This window comes from Williamsia sp. 1135 (assembly GCF_002095395.1).
Taxonomy (GTDB): Bacteria; Actinomycetota; Actinomycetes; order Mycobacteriales; family Mycobacteriaceae; genus Williamsia.
The window spans coordinates 77,413-96,468 of record NZ_MJEI01000093.1 but is presented as its reverse complement, the minus strand read 5'-3'; the positions used below and the strand labels follow the sequence as shown (position 1 = coordinate 96,468).

Genomic DNA, 19,056 nt, shown 5'->3' with positions numbered 1-19,056 from the left:
CATGGCGGACGACAACGATGTGACCATTCCGGTCGAGATCTCGACCGACGGCGCATGCCTCGGCAATCCCGGTCCCGGCGGTTGGGGTGCCGTCCTGCGATACAAGAACCACGAAAAGCGGATCTCCGGACCGGAACCGGCGACCACCAACAACCGGATGGAACTCACCGCCGCCATCAAGGGCCTCGAGGCCGTCACCAAGCGGTCGACGGTGATCCTCTACACCGACAGCACCTACGTCCGGAACGGCATCATGAAGTGGGCCGCGGGCTGGCAGGCCAACGGTTGGCAGACGAAGGACAAGAAGCCCGTCAAGAACAGTGAACTGTGGCGCGAACTCATCGCCCAGTGCGAGCGGCACGACGTCGAGTGGCGATGGGTCAAGGGTCACGCGGGCGACAAATACAACGAGATCGCCGACGAACTGGCGACCTCTGCGGCGCGCACCCTGAAGGAGCCCGTGTGACCGGCGCCGAACCGACATCCGGCGGGTTGATACCGGTCGCCCTGTTGCCCGACACCGACCCGTACATCTCCGAGGCGATCCTGACAGCGGGAGGCGAGCTGACCGGGCTCGACGACGCCCGGGTTCTGGTCTGGACGGGTGACGTGGCCGGTTTCCCCGAGCCGCTCCCCGATCACATCGAGTGGGTGCAGCTGCGCCTGGCCGGGATCGAGTCGTTTCTCAACGCCGGGTTGCTCGACGACAAGCGGATCTGGACCAACGCGTCGGGCTTCTACGCCGAGAACGTCGCCGAACACGCCCTCGCCCTGCTCCTGACGGGTCTTCGGCAGATCAACACCGCAGTACGTACGCGCTGGGACAAGGACGCCGTGGACACATCGGTGCGCTCACTGCACGGGTCGACGGTCGCCATCGTCGGCGCAGGCGGTATCGCCCGGTCACTGATCCCGAGGCTGGCCGCGTGCGGCGCCGCCGTGATCGCGGTGAACCGTTCCGGGCGCGATGTCGAAGGCGCGATGGAGACGTTGCCGTTCGATCGGCTCGACGAGGTGTGGTCGCGGTGCGACCACGTCGTACTCGCGGCGCCGTCCACCGACGAGACCCGGCACCTGATCAACGCGAAGGCTCTGGCCGCCATGCGCTCTCACGCGTGGCTGATCAACGTCGCCCGCGGGCCACTCGTCGACGAGAATGCCCTGCACCGGGCCCTGGTTGACGGTGAGATCGCGGGCGCCGCACTCGATGTCACCGATCCTGAGCCACCCGCTGCCGACAATCCGCTGTGGGATCTGCCGAACGTGATCATCACCCCGCACGTGGCGAATCCGTCGTCGGGCCTCACACGAGCCTTGGCGCCGTGGGTCGGCGAGAACCTGCGACGATTCGCGGCCGGTGGCGACGACATGCTCGCCAGGGTGGACCCGAACGCCAGCTACTGACTGCTCACTCCGACTCGTCGTCGCTGAGCTGTTCGAGTCGGGCTTCTTCGAGGTCGAGCAGGTTCTGCGCGTGAGTCAGTGACTGCGAGCTGTACACACCGAGCTTCCTCGCCTTGAGCAGTGCCTCGCGTTCGGCGGCGAGCACCAGCAGCCGCAGCGCGAAGTATTGCGCGCGGCCTCGCTTGTTGGCGTCGGCAGCGTTCTCGTCCGCGGCTTCGCGGCTCGATTTGACCCGGCCGACGATGCTGTCGGCCCGCACCAGATCGATCACCACGTCCGGTATCGATTCACCCACCCCACCGAGCACCGCTGGGTCGACCAGCGCCTGCGACGCGGCGTCCTGCAGTTCAGTGACCAGCTGTGAGTACTCGTCGCGTAACCGTTCCGGATCGTCCGGGGCCACTTTCGCCATCCGGATCACGCTCGGGAGCGTGAACCCCTGCAGCAACAGGGTCGTCGCTGCGACGACGAACGCGATCAGGATCAGCTGGGGTCGGTGCGGGGTGTCCTGGGGCAGGGTCTGCGCGGCGGCGACCGTGATCGCACCTCGCATCCCGGCCCACCCGAGCACCACCCCGCCGCGCCACCCGAGCGTCTCGTTGAGGTGGAACGCGAGATCGGCGGACACGCGCGCCACGCGCGTCTCCATGTAGTCCAGCCGACGTTGGGTGAACCGTTCATCGGGCTCTCGGGCGTCGAGACGGGCCTGGATCTCGTCGAGCCGCCCCACCGCGTCGGATGCGCGCCGGGTGTCGCGTCGGAGCAAACCGACCATCGGGCCGACGAAGGCGATCCGGAGCGCGATCACGATGGCAGAGGCGACCAGACCGATCGCGACCGCGGTCCAGGTGCTGAACTCGCTCTCCTGCACCTGCTCGACGGCTTTCTTGAGTTCCATCCCCATGAACAGGAACACCGCGCCCTCGAGCAAGAACGCGAGGGTGCGCCAGTTGGTCGTCTCCGCGAGCCGATCCTGCGCCCGCAGATACCGCGATCCCAGGTGCCCGGTGATCAGTCCCGCAACCACCACCGCGAGCACTCCCGAGGCGCCGACCTCCTCCGCAGGTATGTAGGCGACGAACGGCACCACCAACGAGATTGCCGTCGTGAGCACCGAATCGTTCAGCAGACCACGGATCCGCACGTTCACGTAGCCGACGATCGCACCGACGACCACGGCTGCCAGCACCGCGAAGACGAAGTCGCCTGCGACGCCCCACAGGGTGACCGTGCCGCCCAGGGCAGCGACCGCCGAGCGGAGCAACACCAGTGCGGACGCGTCATTCACCAGCCCTTCACCCTCGAGCACGGCGACCACCCGCGAGGGCAAGCCGAGCTTTTTGCCGATCGAGGTCGCCGCAACGGCGTCGGTCGGGCTGATCACCGCACCCAATGCCAAGGCCGCCGGCCAGCCGATGTCGGGAATCAGCGCGTGAAAGAACCAGCCTGTCCCGACGGTCGTGACCAGGACGAGCACCACCGCGAGCGCGCTGATCGGTTTGAAGTTGCGGCGGAAGTCCTGGGCGGGCATGTTGACCGCGGCCGAATAGAGCAGCGGGGGCAGCACCCCGGCGAGGATCAGCTCCGGCTCGACCTCGAGGTCCGGGACTCCGGGCACGAAGCTGAGCCCGACGCCGACGATCACCAGGAGCAGAGGGGCCGCGACACCGAGCCGTCCGGCGAAGACCGCCACTGCGACGACCGCGATGATCGCGACCACTCCGACGAGAGTCAGCTCCACGCGATCGTCTCCACCACTGGCGCCTCTCCTCTACTGCCGTGACCGGTCCGCTGTCGCCCCCATCGTCCTGCATCTGATCCACCGGTGAGATGTGACCCGCCGTCAATTCGCTGTGAGAGGTGGCCGGAGCGCTTCGCGTACCGTTTTCGATAACGGTCGGAAACGGACATCTCTCACCGAAGGTGGTCATGCGAAACAGAACCGGACTGATCATGTCGATAGCCGGAGCAACCCTGATAGTCGGGTGCGGCAGCGATTCCGGAAGCAGCCCGGTGACGACGTCTGGGACCCCGTATCCGCCGGGTTACTCGTCGTCCGCTGCCCCACCGGCGGTACAGCGCAACGCGGTTCCCGAAGACCTCGTCACCGGACTGGATGCACCCTGGTCGATCGTCTTCGCCGATGGCACCCCACTGATCAGCGAACGCGACTCCGGCGACATCCTCGAGGTGACCGGCAACTCGACCCGCGTCGTCGGAGCCGTTGGAGACGTGGCCCCGGCCGGCGAGGGCGGCCTCCTCGGGCTGGGGGTCCAGAACAGAGATCTCTACGTCTACTTCACCGCCGCAGACGGTGACAATCGGGTCGTGCGCTACCCATTGACCGGGTCTGCAGGCACTCTCGGCCTCGGCGCACCCGAGGAAGTGATCGCGGGCATCCCCGGCGGACGCACGCACAACGGTGGGCGCATCGCGTTCGGGCCCGACGGCATGCTCTACATCAGCACCGGCGACGCCCAGAACCGGCCGAGCGCGCAAGATCTGGGCAGTCTGTCCGGAAAGATCTTGCGGATCAACCCTGATGGGTCGGTTCCGGCGGACAACCCTTTCCCGGGCAGTCCCGTGTGGTCGCTGGGCCATCGCAACGTGCAGGGTCTGGCGTGGGCCGCGGACGGCACGATGTTCTCGTCCGAGTACGGCCAGGACACGTGGGACGAGCTCAACGTCATCACCCGCGGCGGCAACTACGGGTGGCCGCAGGTCGAGGGGATGAATGGCGATGTGAGCGGCGACAACGTCTTCGTCGATCCCGTTCAGCAGTGGAGTCCCGACGACGCCAGCCCGAGTGGGATGACGATCGCCGGGGACACCATCTACATCGCGAACCTCAAGGGCGAACGCCTCCGCGCCGTCCCGGTCAGCGATCCGGCCGGCGGCGACGACCTCTACGCAGGTGAGTTCGGCCGCCTGCGCGATGTCGCGGTCGCGCCCGACGGGTCGCTGTGGTTCCTCACCAACAACACCGACGGACGCGGCGATCCGAAAGACGGCGATGACCGGATCAAGCGGGTCGAGCTCGGCTGACGCAAACACCGAAAATGTGCCCCTTTGGCGAAGAAAACCCCAGGTGGGGTCCGCCAAAAGGGCACATCATCGGGGCTACTTCCAGGCGGCCAGGACGTCGTTCGCGCGCTCGGCCAGCACCAGCTGGAACAGCGGGCCGAAGCTGACCCGGGCGATCCCGAGAGCGGCCAGCGCCGACTTCTCGTTGCTCACCGGATGTCCGATGGCGTTGACCGGCAACGGCAGCTCACTGGTGAGCCGCTTGTGGACCTCGTCGGTGTGGAAGCCGACCGGGTAGAGCACATCGGCCCCCGCCGCGGCAGCCAGCTTCAGCCGCTCGATGGCCCGCTCGACACGGTCGGACTCGTCGCCGACCTGTTTGACGAACAAGTCGGTGCGGGCGTTGATGACCACATGCACATCCGTGGCATCCGACGCGGCGCGCAGAGCACCGACGAAGTCGGCATGCTCCTGGCCCTCGCGCAGGCGGCCACCTTCACTGTGGACGGTGTCCTCGATGTTGAGGCCGACCGCGCCCGCGGTGATCAGTCCCTCGATGAGCCGCTTGGGATTTTCGCCGTACCCCGACTCGATGTCGACCGAGATCGGGACGTCGACCGCGTCGGTGATCTGCTTGATGCGGGTGGTGAGCTCGTCGAAGGTGATGCCCTCGTTGTCGGGCTTGCCGATCGAGTCGGACACCGGATGACTGCCCACGGTCAGTGCGGTGAAACCCGCGGAGACGGCGAGGTTCGCCGACCATGCGTCCCACACCGTCGGCAGGATCACCGGGTTGCCTGGCTGATGGAGTTCGAGCAGCGTCTTTGCCTTGCTTGAGAGATCAGTCATGTCTCCCACAACTACGCCGGATGACCCAGACATTCCATGGTTTGGAACATCGGCCAATGAATTCTTGTATTCGACGCGGGAACGTGCTGACCCGAACAATTCGCGCGGCCTGCACACGTACGAGCCGGTTTCAACGGGAGCGGCTGCGTACGTGCGGAGCATTCCGCGAGCGACCGGCGATGTCGGTACCTCGGCCTATCGTCGTCGCATGACCGATGCCGCCACACCATCCGCGCCCGTCTCGACGATGACGATCGGTGCCGTCAATTTCGCGGCGGCCGACCCGGCGACACTCGCCGCGTTCTGGATCTCCGTTCTCGGTGGCGAGGTGGCGGGCGGCGACGGCCATGACTTCGTATACGTCTCGGCGGCCCCGGGTGGGGTTCCGCTGTTCTGCCACCAGAGCAACGACATTTCGTCCGGCCCGGGCCGGATCCACCTCGACCTGAGTACCGAAACCGGCCGCCGGGAGGAACAGGTCGAACGGGTCCAGGCGCTGGGTGCCGTCCGCAAGTGGGACGTCCTCGACGAGGTCCCGTGGGTGGAGTGGACGACCATGGCGGATCCGGAGGGCAACCTGTTCTGTGTCAGCTGCCCCCGCACCTGACACCATGAACCAGTGACCGAGACCCCCGCCGCGCATGCTCTGTGGCGCTCGGGCATAGGTCTGTCACTGTGGTTCACCGACGCCGACGGTGAGCCGTGCACTGATCGGGTTCCCGACGGTCTGCCCGCACCGATCGAGGCCGCGATCGGTAAACGGGCGCTGCGTCGCACGATCGCACTGGCCGGCCCCGGGCCGCTGCGCCGCGACATCGCCTCACTCACCCTCGGCCCCGCGGCCACCGTCGAACTGCTCCAATCGATCGACTCACCGGACGAGGTCGGCGGTGAACTGCGCTATTACCGATTCCTGGTCGATTCCACCGACCGATTCGTGCGGTCTGGGGCCATCGCGCCGTCGGTGAACTGGGTGGCCGGTGAGTGGGCGGTGCGCTGGGCACCCCTGACGACTGCGAGCTGGCGAAACTGGCTGTCCACAGCCGTCGCGGCGGCGCCCCCGGTGATCCTCGACAACGGGGAATCCACCGCGATCATGGATTTCTGCGGTGCGATCACAGACCAGTTGTGCCGCAACAGCTGTACCGAGGTCCGGCCGTCGTCCGTACGTTCTTCCTTCGTGCGCGCCCTGCTCCCCGACACAGACGCACCGGCGATGTCAGCGGACAAGGCCGCGTCGGCGGCATCGGCGTGGGCGAACTGGGCCGACGGTTTGCGACAGGGCGAATCGGCGCTGGTCCTGCGGCTGAACGAGCCGGGTGGAGAGGAAGGCGACGATGCGGAGCAGTTCGAGTACGAAGACACCCGCTGGCGATTGCAAGTCTGCAGGCGCACCCTCGACCGTCCGGACGAACCGGTCGAACTCCGCCGTCTCGACACCCACGAGATCGATCAGATCACCACCGACGTCGCCCGTGCGGTACGCGCGTTCCCCGATCTGAAATCCGCGCTCCACGATGATCATTCGTTGGACTTCCTACTCACCACCGACGTCGTGCTGAGCCTGTTCGACACCGGCGTCGCAGCCCTGGCCGAGGCCGGCTTCGAGGTACTCCTTCCCCGCTCGATCGCGCATGTGCGTCCCACGCTCGCACTGCGGGGGAAGCCGGAAGGCGGTTCGAGGCAGCGCAACGTCATGGTCGGGCTCGGCGAGATACGAGACTTCCAGTGGCAACTTGCGCTCGGCGAGGACGTGCTCGACGCCTCCGAACTCGATGCGCTGGCGCGGCAGAAGGGAGACCTGGTCAAGGTCCGCGGCAAGTGGATCCGGGCCGACAACTCCGCGCTCTCACGGTCGGCTTCCTTCATCCAGGCCCAACGCGCCCTTGCCGAATCGGGTCAGCCCGCGGACATGGGCGAACTGTTCAACCTGGTCACCGACGGTGACGACCGGCTGCCACTGCCGGTGACCCAGGTCGACGGACTGTCCTGGCTCGACGAGATCAAACGTGTCGGCCGGATGGCACCGCCTGCTCTGGCTGCCCCGACTTCACTCAAGGCCGAACTACGTCCCTACCAGCAGCGCGGTATGGAGTGGCTCCGCCATCTCAGTTCCCTGGGCATCGGGGCGGTCCTCGCCGACGACATGGGTCTGGGCAAGACCATCCAGGTGCTGGCCCTGATGCGGAGCGAAGCGGAAGCCGCCGATCCTGCCGAGGAATCGGGCACCACGCTGCTGATCTGTCCGATGTCGGTGGTGGGCAACTGGGAAAGGGAGATCGCCAGATTCGCGCCCGACACCTCGGTGCTGATCCATCACGGTCCGGCTCGGCTGCGCCAGCCACATTTCGGTCCTGCAGCAGCTCGGGCCGATGTCGTCATCACCACCTTCGCCATCGCCTCTCGCGATCGGAAGATGCTGAGCCCCATGACGTGGGACCGCCTCGTCGTCGATGAGGCGCAACACATCAAGAACGTCGCGACCGCGCAGTCCAAGGCGGTGCGCGCTCTCACCGCCCGACACCGGATTGCCCTCACCGGCACTCCCGTCGAAAACCGGCTGGAGGATCTGCGGTCGGTCATCGATCTCGTCAACCCCGGGTTGCTCGGCACCGCGTCGACGTTCAAGTCGCGTTATGCCGAACCCATCGAACGCGAGCGGGACAAGGGCGCAGTGCGCCGGCTCAATGCCGTCACCTCGCCGTTCATCCTGCGCCGCGTCAAGACCGACCCCGCCGTCATCTCCGACCTCCCTGAGAAGACGGAGCTGACCGTACGCGCGAACCTCACGGTCGAACAGGCTGCGCTCTACCGGGCGGTCATCGACGACCTGATGAACGCCTTGGGCAAGGGTGAGGACCCTCAGGGCGGGAGTGAGCGGCGCAGAACGGTGTTCGCGGCATTGACTCGCCTCAAGCAGATCTGCAATCACCCGGCGCACTACCTCGGTGACGGCTCACCCATCATGCGTCGGAACGAGCACCGCTCGGGCAAGGTCGAGTTGTTGGCCGACATGCTCGAGAACATCGTCGCCGACGGCGAGCGCGCGCTGGTCTTCACTCAGTTCACGGCCTTTGGCGACATGATGCAGCCATGGCTGGCCGACCGCATCGGCGCGGGGGTCTCGTTCCTGCACGGCAGCCTCAGCCGATCCGCGCGCGACACCATGGTGACCGAGTTCAGTGAGAACGACGGCCCACCGGTCATGCTCGCATCGCTCAAGGCCGGCGGCACCGGCCTGAACCTGACTGCGGCCAATCATGTTGTTCACCTGGACCGTTGGTGGAATCCCGCCGTGGAGAACCAGGCCACCGACCGCGTCTACCGGATCGGGCAGCAACGCCGGGTCGAGGTGCGCAAGTTCGTGTGCGTCGGCACCCTGGAAGAACGGATCGACCAGCTCATCCGCGACAAACGTGAACTGTCCGACCTCACCGTGGCCACCGGCGAGAGCTGGCTCGCGGCCTCCGATAACGACGAGCTGTACGAACTCATGCGCCTGAGTGACGAGGCGGTGAGCGAGTGAGTGCGAAGAAGAAGCCCGCGCCCCGCGGCTACGGTCTCTCGCCGTGGTCGAAGGGGTTCCTGCTGGCCGTGGAGAGCCCCGCCGAGCTGCGCAAGATCACCAAGGCCCGCACCTACTTTCGCGACCGCAACGTCATAGACCTGGTCGTCAGATCAGGCCGCGTGACGGGGCTGGTGCAAGGCAGCCAGCTTGATCCCTTCGAGGTCGAGATCGAGGCAGGCCCGGCTGATCCGGCGACGGTGGTCTCCATGCTCCGCGAACGGGGCAAAGCCGACGAGCTCGTCTCGGTGACCCGCGGCAAGCAACCAGACTTCTTGGGGTCGCTGGTGATTCCTGCGGACTCGGCGGACATACGCACCGAATGCAACTGCCCGGTGGACGACGACCGCTGCATTCACGTCCTGGCCGTCAGCTACGAGCTGGCCGCGTCGATCGACAAGGATCCGGCGACCCTGTTGACCATCATGGGCGCGGACCTGCCGCTGCTGCTGGCCCATCTGCGCGACGGTGCCAGCCGTCCCGACGCGCAGCCGGCGGACGCCCCGGCACCCTCGGACGTCGACTTCTACGGCGACGGCCGCCAATTGCCCGGACTGCCACACCCGCCGCCGCTGGACGTCCTGTCCGAACTCGACACCACTGCCCTGTCGGCAGCGCTGCGACGGTCCGGTGCCGCCGCGATGGATGTGGCCCAGGCGATCGACGAACTGGCCGAGCTCTACGCCCGGATCACGCGATAGCGGCCTTGATGACGTCGGCCACAGGGGTCGAGGGTCGGCCGATCAGCGTTTGCAGATCTCCCGAATCGGTGTCGAGTTCGCCGCGCGAGATACCTGCATCCGCTCCGGCGAGCATCGTCGCGACGGGTTCTGGAAGGCCTGCCCCCGCCAGCGCTGCGGCATAGTCGCTCTCAGAGAGATCGGCGTACGCGATGTCCTTACCGGCGACCTCACCGACGATCTTCGCGAACTCTGCGTACGTCAACCGCTCGTCGCCGCCGAGTTCGTAGGTCTTGCCACCCTGGTCGTCGAGCGTCAGGACAGCAGCTGCTGCCGCCGCGAAATCTGCGCGGGAGGCCGCTGCCAGCCGACCGTTGCCCGCCGCGCCGTAGAGCGTTCCGGACTCGATGGCCTGGGGCAGCGCCGATCCGTAGTTCTCCCAGTACCAGCCGTTGCGTAGAAGCACCGCTGGAATCGACGAGGCTGCCAGTCGTTCTTCGGTGGCCAGATGCTCGGGCGCCAGGGAAACGCCGCTCGAATCGGCCTTGAGCAGACTGGTGTACGCGATCAGCGAGACGCCGGCCGCCTCGGCGGCTTCGATGACGTTGGTGTGCTGGGGAACCCGTTGCCCCACCTCGGAGCCGGAGATGAGCAGCAGTTTGTCGACGCCGTCGAGTGCGGACTTCAACGCTGCCGGATCGCTGTAATCGGCGACGCGAACAGTGACACCTTTGTCTGCAAGTGGTGCCGCCTTCGCGTTGTCGCGGACGATCGCGACGATCTCACCGGGAGCAACGCCCCGCTGGAGAAGATCGGTGATGACAAGACTGCCGAGTTGTCCGGTGGCTCCGGTTATCGCTGTGGTCATGGCGGTGCTCCAATTCGATTGATTACAGAGTTCGCTGTTGCGCTTCTCCAACAGTATGCACTTACTATTAGTAAGCGCAACCCATTCGGTAACCAAGCAGGTCATCGCTGCGTTATGGTGGATGAATGACCGAGGACACCAGCAGTTCACTCGAGGCAGATGTATTCGCCCGGGACTGTTCCTCGCGCGAAACACTGCAAGGTGTCACTGGGCGTTGGGGCATTCTCGTGCTCGCCGCCCTCGGCGAGGGCAGCTATCGGTTCAGCGCGCTCCGGCGACGAGTAGATGGGGTCAGCGAACGGATGCTCTCGCAAACCCTCCAGAATCTCGAGCGCGACGGCATGATCACTCGCACGGTTCTCGAGGCCATTCCACCCAAGGTGGAATACGACCTCACCCCACTCGGGCGTGAGGTCGCCGATCGTCTCGTCGGGTTGATCGAGGTCGTGCAGTCGAACATGGACGACGTCTACGCTTCGCGGAATCGGTACGACAGCCGCTGACCTGTCACGGTCTGGGATCGAATCTGCGAATCCGTAGCGCGGAGATTCTGGCTCCGGCTAACTTGCATGCAGTAGTAATCAGTTGCGGGTTCATCGGCGGGAGCAGGATGCGGCAGGCGCGGGCGGTCGGAGTGGTGATCGCTTCGATACTTTTGTGCGTCGGAACCGTCCTCGGCACGGCTCCCGCGGCCGCCAAAGATCCGCTACCCGTGACCTACAACTTCTTCGCCGGTATCCCGAACGAGCTGGCGAACCCCGGTGGTTCGCTGCCGGGGGCCAACGACTGGAACTGCAAGCCGTCGCCCGAACACCCGGAGCCAGTGGTGCTAGTGCACGGTACCGGCGGCGGCGCCCAGACCAACTGGGGCACCTACGTCCCGCTCCTAGCCAACAACGGCTACTGCGTCTACACGCTCAACTACGGAACGATTCCCGGCGCACCCTGGCCGATCAGCGCGATCGGCGGCTTCGGTCCCATCGAGAAGAGCGCCGCGGAGCTGTCCGCGTTCGTCGACCGGGTGCGTAAGTCCACCGGCGCGAAGAAGGTCGACATCGTCGGCCATTCACAGGGCACCCTGATGCCGACCTACTGGATCAAGTTCCTCGGCGGCGCCGACAAGGTCGACAAGTACATCTCGCTGGCACCGTTGTGGAACGGCACCAACGTGGCCGCCGCGGGCGAACTGACCGCATACGCGAAAGCCCTCGGTATCGATCAACTCCAGCAGGACACCATCGGATTGCTCTGCGGGGCCTGCCTTCAGATGGCCAAAGGATCGGACATGATGAAAAGGCTGCAGGCGGGCGGCATCCTCGATCCGGACATCACCTACACCAACATCATGACTCGCTTCGACGAGCTCATCGTCCCTTACACGAGCGGATCTCTGCGGGCCGCGAACTCCACCAACATCGTCGTGCAGGACGGTTGCTCGCAGGACTATTCGGAGCACGCGGGCATCGCCGGATCGCGACGCGCAGCCACGTTCGTGCTCAACGCCCTCGATCCCGAGCATCCGCGCGCGGTGCCCTGCGAATTGGCCCTGCCCTTCACCGGTTGAGCTTTTCAGTCGAGCGTCCCGAGGTAGTCGCGACGCCGATGAGTTTTTTCGCGGTCGCTGGTCTCCATTGACAACACCATCGACAAAGGAGCGATCATGACCACCGCCGCCAACCACGAAGCAACCGCTGCACCGACTTCAACCCCCGTGATCAGCCGCCGGGCACACCTGGCCGGTTGGATCGTCACCGGAATCATCAGTGCGCTACTTCTCGCCGACGCCATCTCGCACATCCTGATGCCGCAGGGCGTCAAAGATGCGTCCTACGACCTCGGTTTCACCGATGGTGACATCCTCGCCATGGGACTGGTGCTCCTGGGATGCCTTGCCCTGTATCTCTTCCCGCGCACCGCAATTCTCGGCGCGGTACTGTTGACCGGCTATTTCGGCGGCGCGGTGACCGCACTGATGGTCTCCGAAGAGTCCTTCGCCGCGGGCGCGTTCATGCCGATCCTCGCCGGTGCCATCGTGTGGGCCGGACTGTGGCTTCGCAACGAGACCGTCCGTTCGATCCTTCCGTTGACCCGCAACTGAGCCACCGGCACCCTGCCGCGACGGTCACAGCAGACCCTTTTCGAAGGCGACGCGAACCGCCGCGGCACGGTCGCGTACCTTCAACTTCGAATAGATGTGCAGCAGATGAGTTTTCACGGTCGATTCGCTAACCACAAGCTGCTGCGCCACCGAGCGGTTGGTCCCGCCGGCCGCGATCTGCTGCAACACCTCGATCTCCCGACCGGTGAGTTGATCTTCCTGCCTTCGCGACATCAGGCTCTCTGCCGCGGCAGGCGCCAGCACACTCCGCCCGGCCGCTGCATCGATGACGGCTTGGATCAACTCTTGTCGTCCGAGGGCCTTGAGCACGTACCCGTTGGCACCGGCATCGATCGCGCTGTGAATGTCACGATCGGTGTCATAGGTGGTCAGCACAAGGATCGCCGGCCGGGTGGGACGTGTACGCCGGATCTCGGTGATCGCTGCGACGCCGTCGCCGCGGGGCATCCGAAGATCCATGAGCACGACGTCGGGGTCGTGGCGGCCGACCTGCGCTACCGCTTCCGGCCCCGACGACGCTTCCGCCACCACCTCGATACCGCTGTCCGTCTTGAGCATTCCCATCACGCCGTCGCGGACGATGGGGTGATCATCGGTGACGATGACAGTGATCATGCCGGCACCACCGCGCTGACGACGCATCCGGATCCGATCGAGGCGTCGACCTCGACCGTCCCACCCGAACCCCGCATCCGCTCGCGCATCCCACGCAATCCGTTTCCTTCCGTGACGCTCATCGGATCGAAGCCTGTGCCGTCGTCTCGAATGTCGAGGATGACGCCCTCGTCGACATAGGACAGCCCCACTGAAACATCTTGGCCGCAGCATGTCTGGACACATTCGACAGTGCCTCCTGGCAGATGCGTAGTAGATTCTGATCGTCTTCGGTAGACACCGGGTGACCCTCGATCTGGACGTCCGCCGAGATCGCATTGACTGTGGACCACGCATGCACCACATCCGCGAGAGCAACCGACAACGGCTGACCATCGAGCATCGGCGACTTCAATGCATCCACCGCTCGCCGCGCCTCCCCCAACCCGGACCGCGCCAGTCGTTTGGCGGTCTCGACGCGCTCCGCGGCAACATCGCCCGGCTCGATGGCCTCGAGTTGGCTGACGATGGCGACGAGATCCTGCGCAACGGTGTCATGGATCTCGCGGGACAACCGTGCCCGCTCCTCGAGAACGCCTTGCTCGCGGGCTCTCTCGAGTAGTTGGTCGTGCAGTTCCGCGTTGCGCTGCTGTGCCTCTTCGAGTTTGCGGAGCGCAATCTCACGTTCGTTCATCTCGCGTGCTCGGCGGGTTCCGAGCCACTGCACCACGATGACGATCGCGGCGTTGACCACCAGCAGGGCAACGAAAGCACCTGGAGCGGAGGGGATCTGCTTGAACCCGCCGATCTGGGACGCAGCCTGTATCGGCGCTATCGCGCAGAACGCGACCACCAACGCGGCGCCGTCGAACAAGAGCATCGCGGTGATGTACGCGATGAAACCGTAGATGCCGTAGAACGGGCTGAACCAGACCAGGGCAGCGGTCAGGCCCAGCTGCGCCGCGAACACGAGGATGCGAGGCCCGACCGCGAGTGTCCGCGCACGGATCCACGAGAGGTGGACACCGAACGCCGCCACACTCAGTACCGCCATCGCGATCAGCGCGGATCCCGAGCTCGACAATCCGGCCATCAAGCTGACGCCGAACGAGGCCACCAGCAACACTCCCGGCACCCAGGTCAACATCACCGGCTCGGCGTCGATCATGTGCCAGTTCAGTGCCCTGGGCTCGTTGCGAGTCTCTGCAACGGTGGAGTCGCACATGGAGTCCATTTTCCACTACTCCCAGCGAAAGAGACGGACTGCGGCGATTGCCAGGACCCCGGACCTGCCAGGAGAACACCGATGTGGAGCAGATCCGGCCATCCGCCGTTCACCGCATCGGTGATCGTCGCAACGGACGCACCCGTCGGAGTGAGGTCCGAGATCGTCCGCAACCAGTCCGGCATCGTGGCCTGCGGTAGCCACAGGCCCGCGAAGAACTGAAGCACGAAAAAGAGCACCGTCCCCACCGCCCCGGCAACCTTGGCACTGCGGAATGCGCTGGCCAGCACCATGCCGATGGCCATCATGCAGAGCGCGGACAGAACGAACGCGATCAGGAATCCGATCATGTTCTGTGGCAGCGGCGCGCCGATCACGGCAGGTATCACCACAATGATGGCCATCACCACGACCTCGACGACAAAGGTGATGAGTACCTGTGCGCCCAGGAGCGAGACCGGCGACGCCGGCGTGGTCCGTAGCCGTTTGAGGATTCCCTGCTCGCGATACCGGGTGAGCACGTCGGGCAAGATCTGCGCGCTCAGCAGCATCGTCGAGAACATGATCAGCACGGGTTGGTACATGGTGAACCAGCTCAGTCCGCCTGCCTCTGGGACGGCATTCTGAGTCGCCGGAATGGCGGCGAGGACGATCGAGGCCGCCACCGGCAAGATCGCCACCCAGATGAGCAGGGCCGGACTCCGCAGTAGTAGGCGCACCTCGCTGTGCAAGATCGCTTTGAGCCCGGTGAGGTGCGAACGCTGCGCGGTGGGTGTCGGAGTGAAGGTGGTCATGTCATCACGCTCCCGGCGCCTGCTGGGTGGTTAACGAGACAAATGCGTCTTCGAGATTCGACTGCTCGATGCGCAGACCGTCGGCACGAACACCGGCGTGGGACAGCCCGACGAGGACATCGGAGATCACCGACTCGGACCCGACCACCGACACGCGTCCGGCGTGCTCGGAGATCGTCTGCACCGAGCCGAGTGCACCGAGCACACCGAGATCGATCTCCTCGGACAGCCTGAAGTTCATGCGATTCTCGACGAGCGTCGCGGCGGCCAAACCGTCGGGGGTGTCGAGGGCGACCACCCGGCCGCGGTCGATCACCGCGACCCGATCGCACAGTCGTTGCGCTTCCTCCATGAAATGGGACACCAACAGGATCGTCACCCCGGTCGATCGGAGGTCCTCCAGAAGTGCCCAGACCTCGCGGCGGGCCTGCGGATCAAGCCCGGTCGTGAGTTCGTCGAGTATGGCCACCCGGGGCCGCCCGACCAGTGCGAGCGCTACAGACAACCGCTGCTTCTGCCCACCGGATAATCGACAGAAGTAGGTGGTGCGACGGTCGCCGAGGCCGAGCCGTTCGATGAGTTCTGCGGGGTCGGCGGGGCGTTCGTAGAACGACGCATAGAGGTCCACCGCTTCGCGGACGGTGACCTTCTCCGGCAACAGGCTCTGCTGCAACTGGATACCCAAGATCTTTCGGAGCGCAGTCGGCTCGGTTGCCGGGTCGTGGCCGCCCACGTGGATGGACCCGCCATCTCGTCGACGGAGTCCACCGACACACTCGACTGTGGTGGTTTTGCCTGCGCCGTTGGGACCGAGTATTCCGAAGATCTCGCCTTCGTCGACGCTCAGTGAGATCCCGTCGACCGCGACCTTGCCGGGATACGACTTCTGTAGGTTTTGCACGGTGATCATTGCCATGTGTCCAGCCTTGCGGCCGGCGGGGCGGGTCACATCATCCGTCCGGTCAGAGGTGGATCAACCGATCGGTGGATGCGTGCAATGGTCGGACTGCGCGCGACGGTCTCGGCGAGCTCACACCACGGGCGGGCCGACGTACCTGGCACTCGGCCGGATGATCTTCCGGTCCTCGGCCTGCTCGAGGATGTTCGCGCACCAGCCGACGACTCGGCTGACCGCAAAGGTCGGTGTGAACATCGTCCGCGGCACCCCACATCGGTCCATCACGACACCGGCGTAGAACTCGACGTTGGCGTAAAGACTTCGGTCCGGGTACGCCTCGGCGAGGACTGCGACGACGTCCTTCTCCACCTGCACCGCGAAGTCGACCAGAGGGCCACCAAGATCGATCGCGATGTCGCGCAGCATGTCCGAGCGAGGATCGGTGGTTCGGTACACGGCGTGACCGAAGCCCATGATCCGGCTGCGCTGCGCCAGCTGTTCTTTGGCCCAGGTGGTGGCATCACCGACCTCGGCGATCTCGTCGAGCGCATCGAGCGCCCGGTCCGGAGCACCGCCGTGCAACGGACCGGAAAATGCCCCGATCGCGCCGCAGACCGCGGAGACCACGTCGGCACCCGTCGAAGCGATGACCCGGCCGGTGAATGTCGAGGCGTTGAAACCGTGGTCGATCGTCGCGATCATGTATTGCTCGATGGCCCGCGCCGCCCCGGGCTCGGGTTCGTTCCCGGACAGGCAGTAGAGCCAGTTCTCCGCGGTCGACAGATCGTCGCGGGGCGAAACCGGATCTTCTCCGCTTCGGATTCGATGCAGCGCGGCGAGAATGGTCGGGGTGACGGCGGCGACGGCCAACGCGTCGGCAACCCGTTGCTCTGGGCTCGAATCCCACATAGGGAGGCTGTGACGCGTGAGTGCGGTGGCCGACAGGATCGTCCGCAAGCCGGCGAGCAACTGGCGTTCGCCGCCGGCGAGGGCCACCGTCCGTAGCAGCGACGTCAGCTCGGGTGGGATGGTGCGGAGCGCTCTGGTCGCGGCGCAGAATGCGGCCAGTTCGCCGGGATCGGGAAGCCTGCCGTACACCAAGAGGTGCCATACCTCTTCGAAACTCCGGCTGGTCGCGAGCTCGATGGCCGAGTACTGCCGGTATTGATAGAAGCCTTCATCTCCGTTGACATCGCCGACCTTCGTATCGGCCACCACGACCTTGCTCAAACCCGGTGGTGCCACCATCATCGACATCGCATTCTCCGATCCATGTTCTGACGTTGTCCTACAGAAACATTCGACCCAGGGACTGATGTGTGTCAATGTTGATCAAATCAATGTCCGAGGAGGAGAGATGCCTGGTACATCCACTGGGCGCCGACGCGGCCCCACCACACCGCTTCGCCACGACGGCCGCGACTACCTGACCACGGCTCAGGTCTGTCGAATGCTCGGGGTCAAACCACAGACGGTGTACGCCTACGTCAGTCGTGGTCACCTCACCAGTGGGCGGATCGACGGTGTGCGCGGAAGCGTCTTCCTCGTCGACGATGTCGATGCACTCACGCGGCGGTCGGTGAGCAGGCCGCCGGCCGGGATGGTCGAGCGAATCCGTACCCACATCACACTCATCGACGATGACCGCCTCTACTACCGCGGTCAGGATGCCACCGTCCTCGCTGCTGAACGCGACTTCGAGAAAGTCACGGAACTACTGTGGGACGTGCGCCCCGAACGGGAACCACAACTGCTGTCGGCAAAAGCTTTTCGACAGATCGACGGTCTTCGTCGCGCACAGGATCGCCGCATCGACGTCATCCGCATCGTGGTGGATGTCCTCGGCTCCCGGGATAGGTTCCGCCACCAGAACGCACCCGTGGACGTCGTGGCCCGGACCCGCGACATCTACGCCAACTCGCTCAGCGCTCTTCCCGTTCTCGACGATCGTCCCGTCCGGGGCACCAGCTTTGCTGCACAGCTCTGGCCGCGGCTCACCGAGGTTCCTGCCAACCCCAGACGTGTCCGGGTACTCAATGCCGCGCTGGTACTGCTCGCCGATCACGACCTGTCTGCCGGCACTGTCGCTGCGCGGGTCGCGGCAAGCGCACGCGGAAGCATCTATTCGGTGATCAGCGCCGGCCTCGGTGCCCTCGACGGGACGCTGCACGGTGGCGCGGCGACACAGGCTTATCGCTTCCTCACAGCAGCGCTCCGGGACCCTGTCGACGCACTCGCTCCCTACACCGCCGCAGGCCTACCGATTCCTGGCTGCGGGCACGTCGTCTACCAGCATTGCGACCCTCGCGCAGAGACCCTGTTCGCGATGCTCGAGGCCACCACCGGTGGCGATCCCGCTGTGGCCGGCGCCCTCGATGAATTGCGTCCGCCGTTGGTGCGCGCCGGTGCGGGTTTCATGAACTCGGACATGGCATTGGCCGCACTGGCTGTGCGGTTCGAGATGGGTCCGGATGCCGCCGAGACCATCTTCGCGCTGGCTCGCATCGCCGGGTGGGTGGCCCACGCGCTCGAGGAATATCAGGAACCGCGGCTGCGCTTTCGCCCCGAGGGCGTGTACGTCGGTGTGCGGCCGTGAACCGTCCGTACACCGTGGAAGGATTGACAGCATGACTTCTGATGACACCACCGGCGACAGCCGCTCGCGTTACGAACCCGGACTCCGGGTGCGCCGTGAGGTGATGGGCGACGAGTTCGTCGACAGGGCCCTGTCTCGGACGCGGGGCACCGAATCCGAAGCAGTGCAGACGGCCATCACCGACCTGGTCTGGGGTGGAGTCTGGACCCGGCCCGGCCTCGAGCGACGAGATCGCAGCCTGCTCAACATCGGCCTGCTGACCGCGTTGCGAGCGCACGAGGAACTCGCCGGGCATGTACGAGGAGCACTTCGAAACGGACTGTCCCGCACTGAGATCACCGAAGCGGTCATACATACCAGCGGATACTGCGGCGCCCCGGCCGCGATGTCGGCCATGCGGATAGTCCAAGACGTTTTCGACAACACCCCTGCCGACTGAC

At 65.4% G+C, this 19,056-nt stretch carries 20 protein-coding genes; 11 read left to right on the top strand and 9 right to left on the bottom strand.

Features of this window, described 5'->3' with window-relative positions:
• Position 1 precedes the first annotated feature (1 nt).
• Positions 2 to 466, top strand: coding sequence for a ribonuclease HI (rnhA, locus tag BFL43_RS14060; RefSeq protein ID WP_084893143.1), 465 nt, complete (start codon positions 2 to 4; stop codon positions 464 to 466).
• On the top strand, positions 463 to 1,404 hold the full coding sequence (locus BFL43_RS14055; RefSeq protein ID WP_240498254.1) for a D-isomer specific 2-hydroxyacid dehydrogenase family protein: 942 nt from the start codon (positions 463 to 465) through the stop codon (positions 1,402 to 1,404). Before rnhA ends, BFL43_RS14055 begins: the two co-directional genes overlap by 4 nt.
• Before the next feature lie 4 nt (positions 1,405 to 1,408).
• Here the strand turns inward: BFL43_RS14055 and BFL43_RS14050 are convergent, their stop codons facing one another.
• Complete coding sequence (locus BFL43_RS14050; RefSeq protein ID WP_084893141.1) at positions 1,409 to 3,145, bottom strand: sodium:proton antiporter; 1,737 nt, start codon at positions 3,143 to 3,145, stop codon at positions 1,409 to 1,411.
• 188 nt (positions 3,146 to 3,333) lie between these two features.
• Here BFL43_RS14050 and BFL43_RS14045 point away from each other — a divergent pair, with 188 nt between their 5' ends.
• Positions 3,334 to 4,449, top strand: coding sequence for a PQQ-dependent sugar dehydrogenase (locus tag BFL43_RS14045; protein WP_084893165.1), 1,116 nt, complete (start codon positions 3,334 to 3,336; stop codon positions 4,447 to 4,449).
• A gap of 75 nt (positions 4,450 to 4,524) precedes the next feature.
• Here BFL43_RS14045 and BFL43_RS14040 read toward each other — a convergent pair whose 3' ends face one another.
• The gene (locus tag BFL43_RS14040) at positions 4,525 to 5,277 is read right to left on the bottom strand and encodes an isocitrate lyase/phosphoenolpyruvate mutase family protein (protein ID WP_084893140.1); all 753 of its coding nucleotides are present in this window, start codon (positions 5,275 to 5,277) and stop codon (positions 4,525 to 4,527) included.
• A gap of 208 nt (positions 5,278 to 5,485) precedes the next feature.
• On the opposite strand from BFL43_RS14040, the gene BFL43_RS14035 reads away from it, so the two are divergent.
• The 3 genes from BFL43_RS14035 to BFL43_RS14025 are packed head-to-tail and all read left to right on the top strand — an operon-like array spanning position 5,486 to position 9,543.
• The gene (locus tag BFL43_RS14035; RefSeq protein WP_143695315.1) at positions 5,486 to 5,884 is read left to right on the top strand and encodes a VOC family protein; all 399 of its coding nucleotides are present in this window, start codon (positions 5,486 to 5,488) and stop codon (positions 5,882 to 5,884) included.
• A 12-nt stretch (positions 5,885 to 5,896) separates the two neighbouring features.
• Positions 5,897 to 8,803 carry a DEAD/DEAH box helicase gene (locus BFL43_RS14030; protein WP_143695314.1) on the top strand — a complete coding sequence of 969 codons (2,907 nt, stop codon included), beginning with the start codon at positions 5,897 to 5,899 and terminating at the stop codon, positions 8,801 to 8,803.
• Positions 8,800 to 9,543: a hypothetical protein gene (locus BFL43_RS14025; protein WP_143695313.1), complete on the top strand. Its 744-nt coding sequence runs from the start codon at positions 8,800 to 8,802 to the stop codon at positions 9,541 to 9,543. The genes BFL43_RS14030 and BFL43_RS14025 overlap by 4 nt, the downstream gene beginning before the upstream one ends.
• Here the strand turns inward: BFL43_RS14025 and BFL43_RS14020 are convergent.
• Positions 9,533 to 10,390 carry an SDR family oxidoreductase gene (locus BFL43_RS14020; protein WP_084893138.1) on the bottom strand — a complete coding sequence of 286 codons (858 nt, stop codon included), beginning with the start codon at positions 10,388 to 10,390 and terminating at the stop codon, positions 9,533 to 9,535. The two genes, BFL43_RS14025 and BFL43_RS14020, sit on opposite strands and share 11 nt — an antisense overlap.
• Positions 10,391 to 10,515: 125 nt before the next feature.
• On the opposite strand from BFL43_RS14020, the gene BFL43_RS14015 reads away from it, so the two are divergent.
• The 3 genes from BFL43_RS14015 to BFL43_RS14005 all read left to right on the top strand — a co-directional run bounded on the left by BFL43_RS14015 (position 10,516) and on the right by BFL43_RS14005 (position 12,488).
• A complete protein-coding gene (locus BFL43_RS14015) occupies positions 10,516 to 10,893 on the top strand; it encodes a helix-turn-helix domain-containing protein (protein WP_084893137.1) in 378 nt (125 codons plus the stop codon).
• A 107-nt stretch (positions 10,894 to 11,000) separates the two neighbouring features.
• Positions 11,001 to 11,954 carry an alpha/beta fold hydrolase gene (locus tag BFL43_RS14010; RefSeq protein ID WP_084893136.1) on the top strand — a complete coding sequence of 318 codons (954 nt, stop codon included), beginning with the start codon at positions 11,001 to 11,003 and terminating at the stop codon, positions 11,952 to 11,954.
• Between the two features lie 96 nt (positions 11,955 to 12,050).
• Positions 12,051 to 12,488: a DoxX family protein gene (locus BFL43_RS14005; protein ID WP_084893135.1), complete on the top strand. Its 438-nt coding sequence runs from the start codon at positions 12,051 to 12,053 to the stop codon at positions 12,486 to 12,488.
• 24 nt (positions 12,489 to 12,512) lie between these two features.
• Here BFL43_RS14005 and BFL43_RS14000 read toward each other — a convergent pair whose 3' ends face one another.
• The 6 genes from BFL43_RS14000 to BFL43_RS13980 all read right to left on the bottom strand — a co-directional run bounded on the left by BFL43_RS14000 (position 12,513) and on the right by BFL43_RS13980 (position 17,277).
• A complete protein-coding gene (locus BFL43_RS14000; protein ID WP_143695312.1) occupies positions 12,513 to 13,124 on the bottom strand; it encodes a response regulator transcription factor in 612 nt (203 codons plus the stop codon).
• On the bottom strand, positions 13,121 to 13,246 hold the full coding sequence (locus BFL43_RS29770) for a hypothetical protein (RefSeq protein ID WP_276206111.1): 126 nt from the start codon (positions 13,244 to 13,246) through the stop codon (positions 13,121 to 13,123). Before BFL43_RS29770 ends, BFL43_RS14000 begins: the two co-directional genes overlap by 4 nt.
• Positions 13,243 to 14,328, bottom strand: coding sequence for a histidine kinase (locus tag BFL43_RS13995; protein ID WP_168176638.1), 1,086 nt, complete (start codon positions 14,326 to 14,328; stop codon positions 13,243 to 13,245). The genes BFL43_RS29770 and BFL43_RS13995 overlap by 4 nt, the downstream gene beginning before the upstream one ends.
• A complete protein-coding gene (locus tag BFL43_RS13990) occupies positions 14,280 to 15,122 on the bottom strand; it encodes an ABC transporter permease (protein WP_240498253.1) in 843 nt (280 codons plus the stop codon). Before BFL43_RS13990 ends, BFL43_RS13995 begins: the two co-directional genes overlap by 49 nt.
• 4 nt (positions 15,123 to 15,126) lie before the next feature.
• Positions 15,127 to 16,038: an ABC transporter ATP-binding protein gene (locus BFL43_RS13985; RefSeq protein WP_084893162.1), complete on the bottom strand. Its 912-nt coding sequence runs from the start codon at positions 16,036 to 16,038 to the stop codon at positions 15,127 to 15,129.
• A gap of 114 nt (positions 16,039 to 16,152) precedes the next feature.
• Positions 16,153 to 17,277 (bottom strand): citrate/2-methylcitrate synthase, encoded by a 1,125-nt coding sequence (locus BFL43_RS13980; RefSeq protein ID WP_084893132.1) that lies wholly within the window; start codon positions 17,275 to 17,277, stop codon positions 16,153 to 16,155.
• A 100-nt stretch (positions 17,278 to 17,377) separates the two neighbouring features.
• On the opposite strand from BFL43_RS13980, the gene BFL43_RS13975 reads away from it, so the two are divergent.
• Together BFL43_RS13975 and BFL43_RS13970 are read left to right on the top strand one after the other, a co-directional pair.
• Complete coding sequence (locus BFL43_RS13975) at positions 17,378 to 18,616, top strand: citrate synthase (protein WP_084893131.1); 1,239 nt, start codon at positions 17,378 to 17,380, stop codon at positions 18,614 to 18,616.
• A gap of 31 nt (positions 18,617 to 18,647) precedes the next feature.
• Positions 18,648 to 19,055, top strand: coding sequence for a carboxymuconolactone decarboxylase family protein (locus tag BFL43_RS13970; RefSeq protein WP_084893130.1), 408 nt, complete (start codon positions 18,648 to 18,650; stop codon positions 19,053 to 19,055).
• Position 19,056 lies beyond the last annotated feature (1 nt).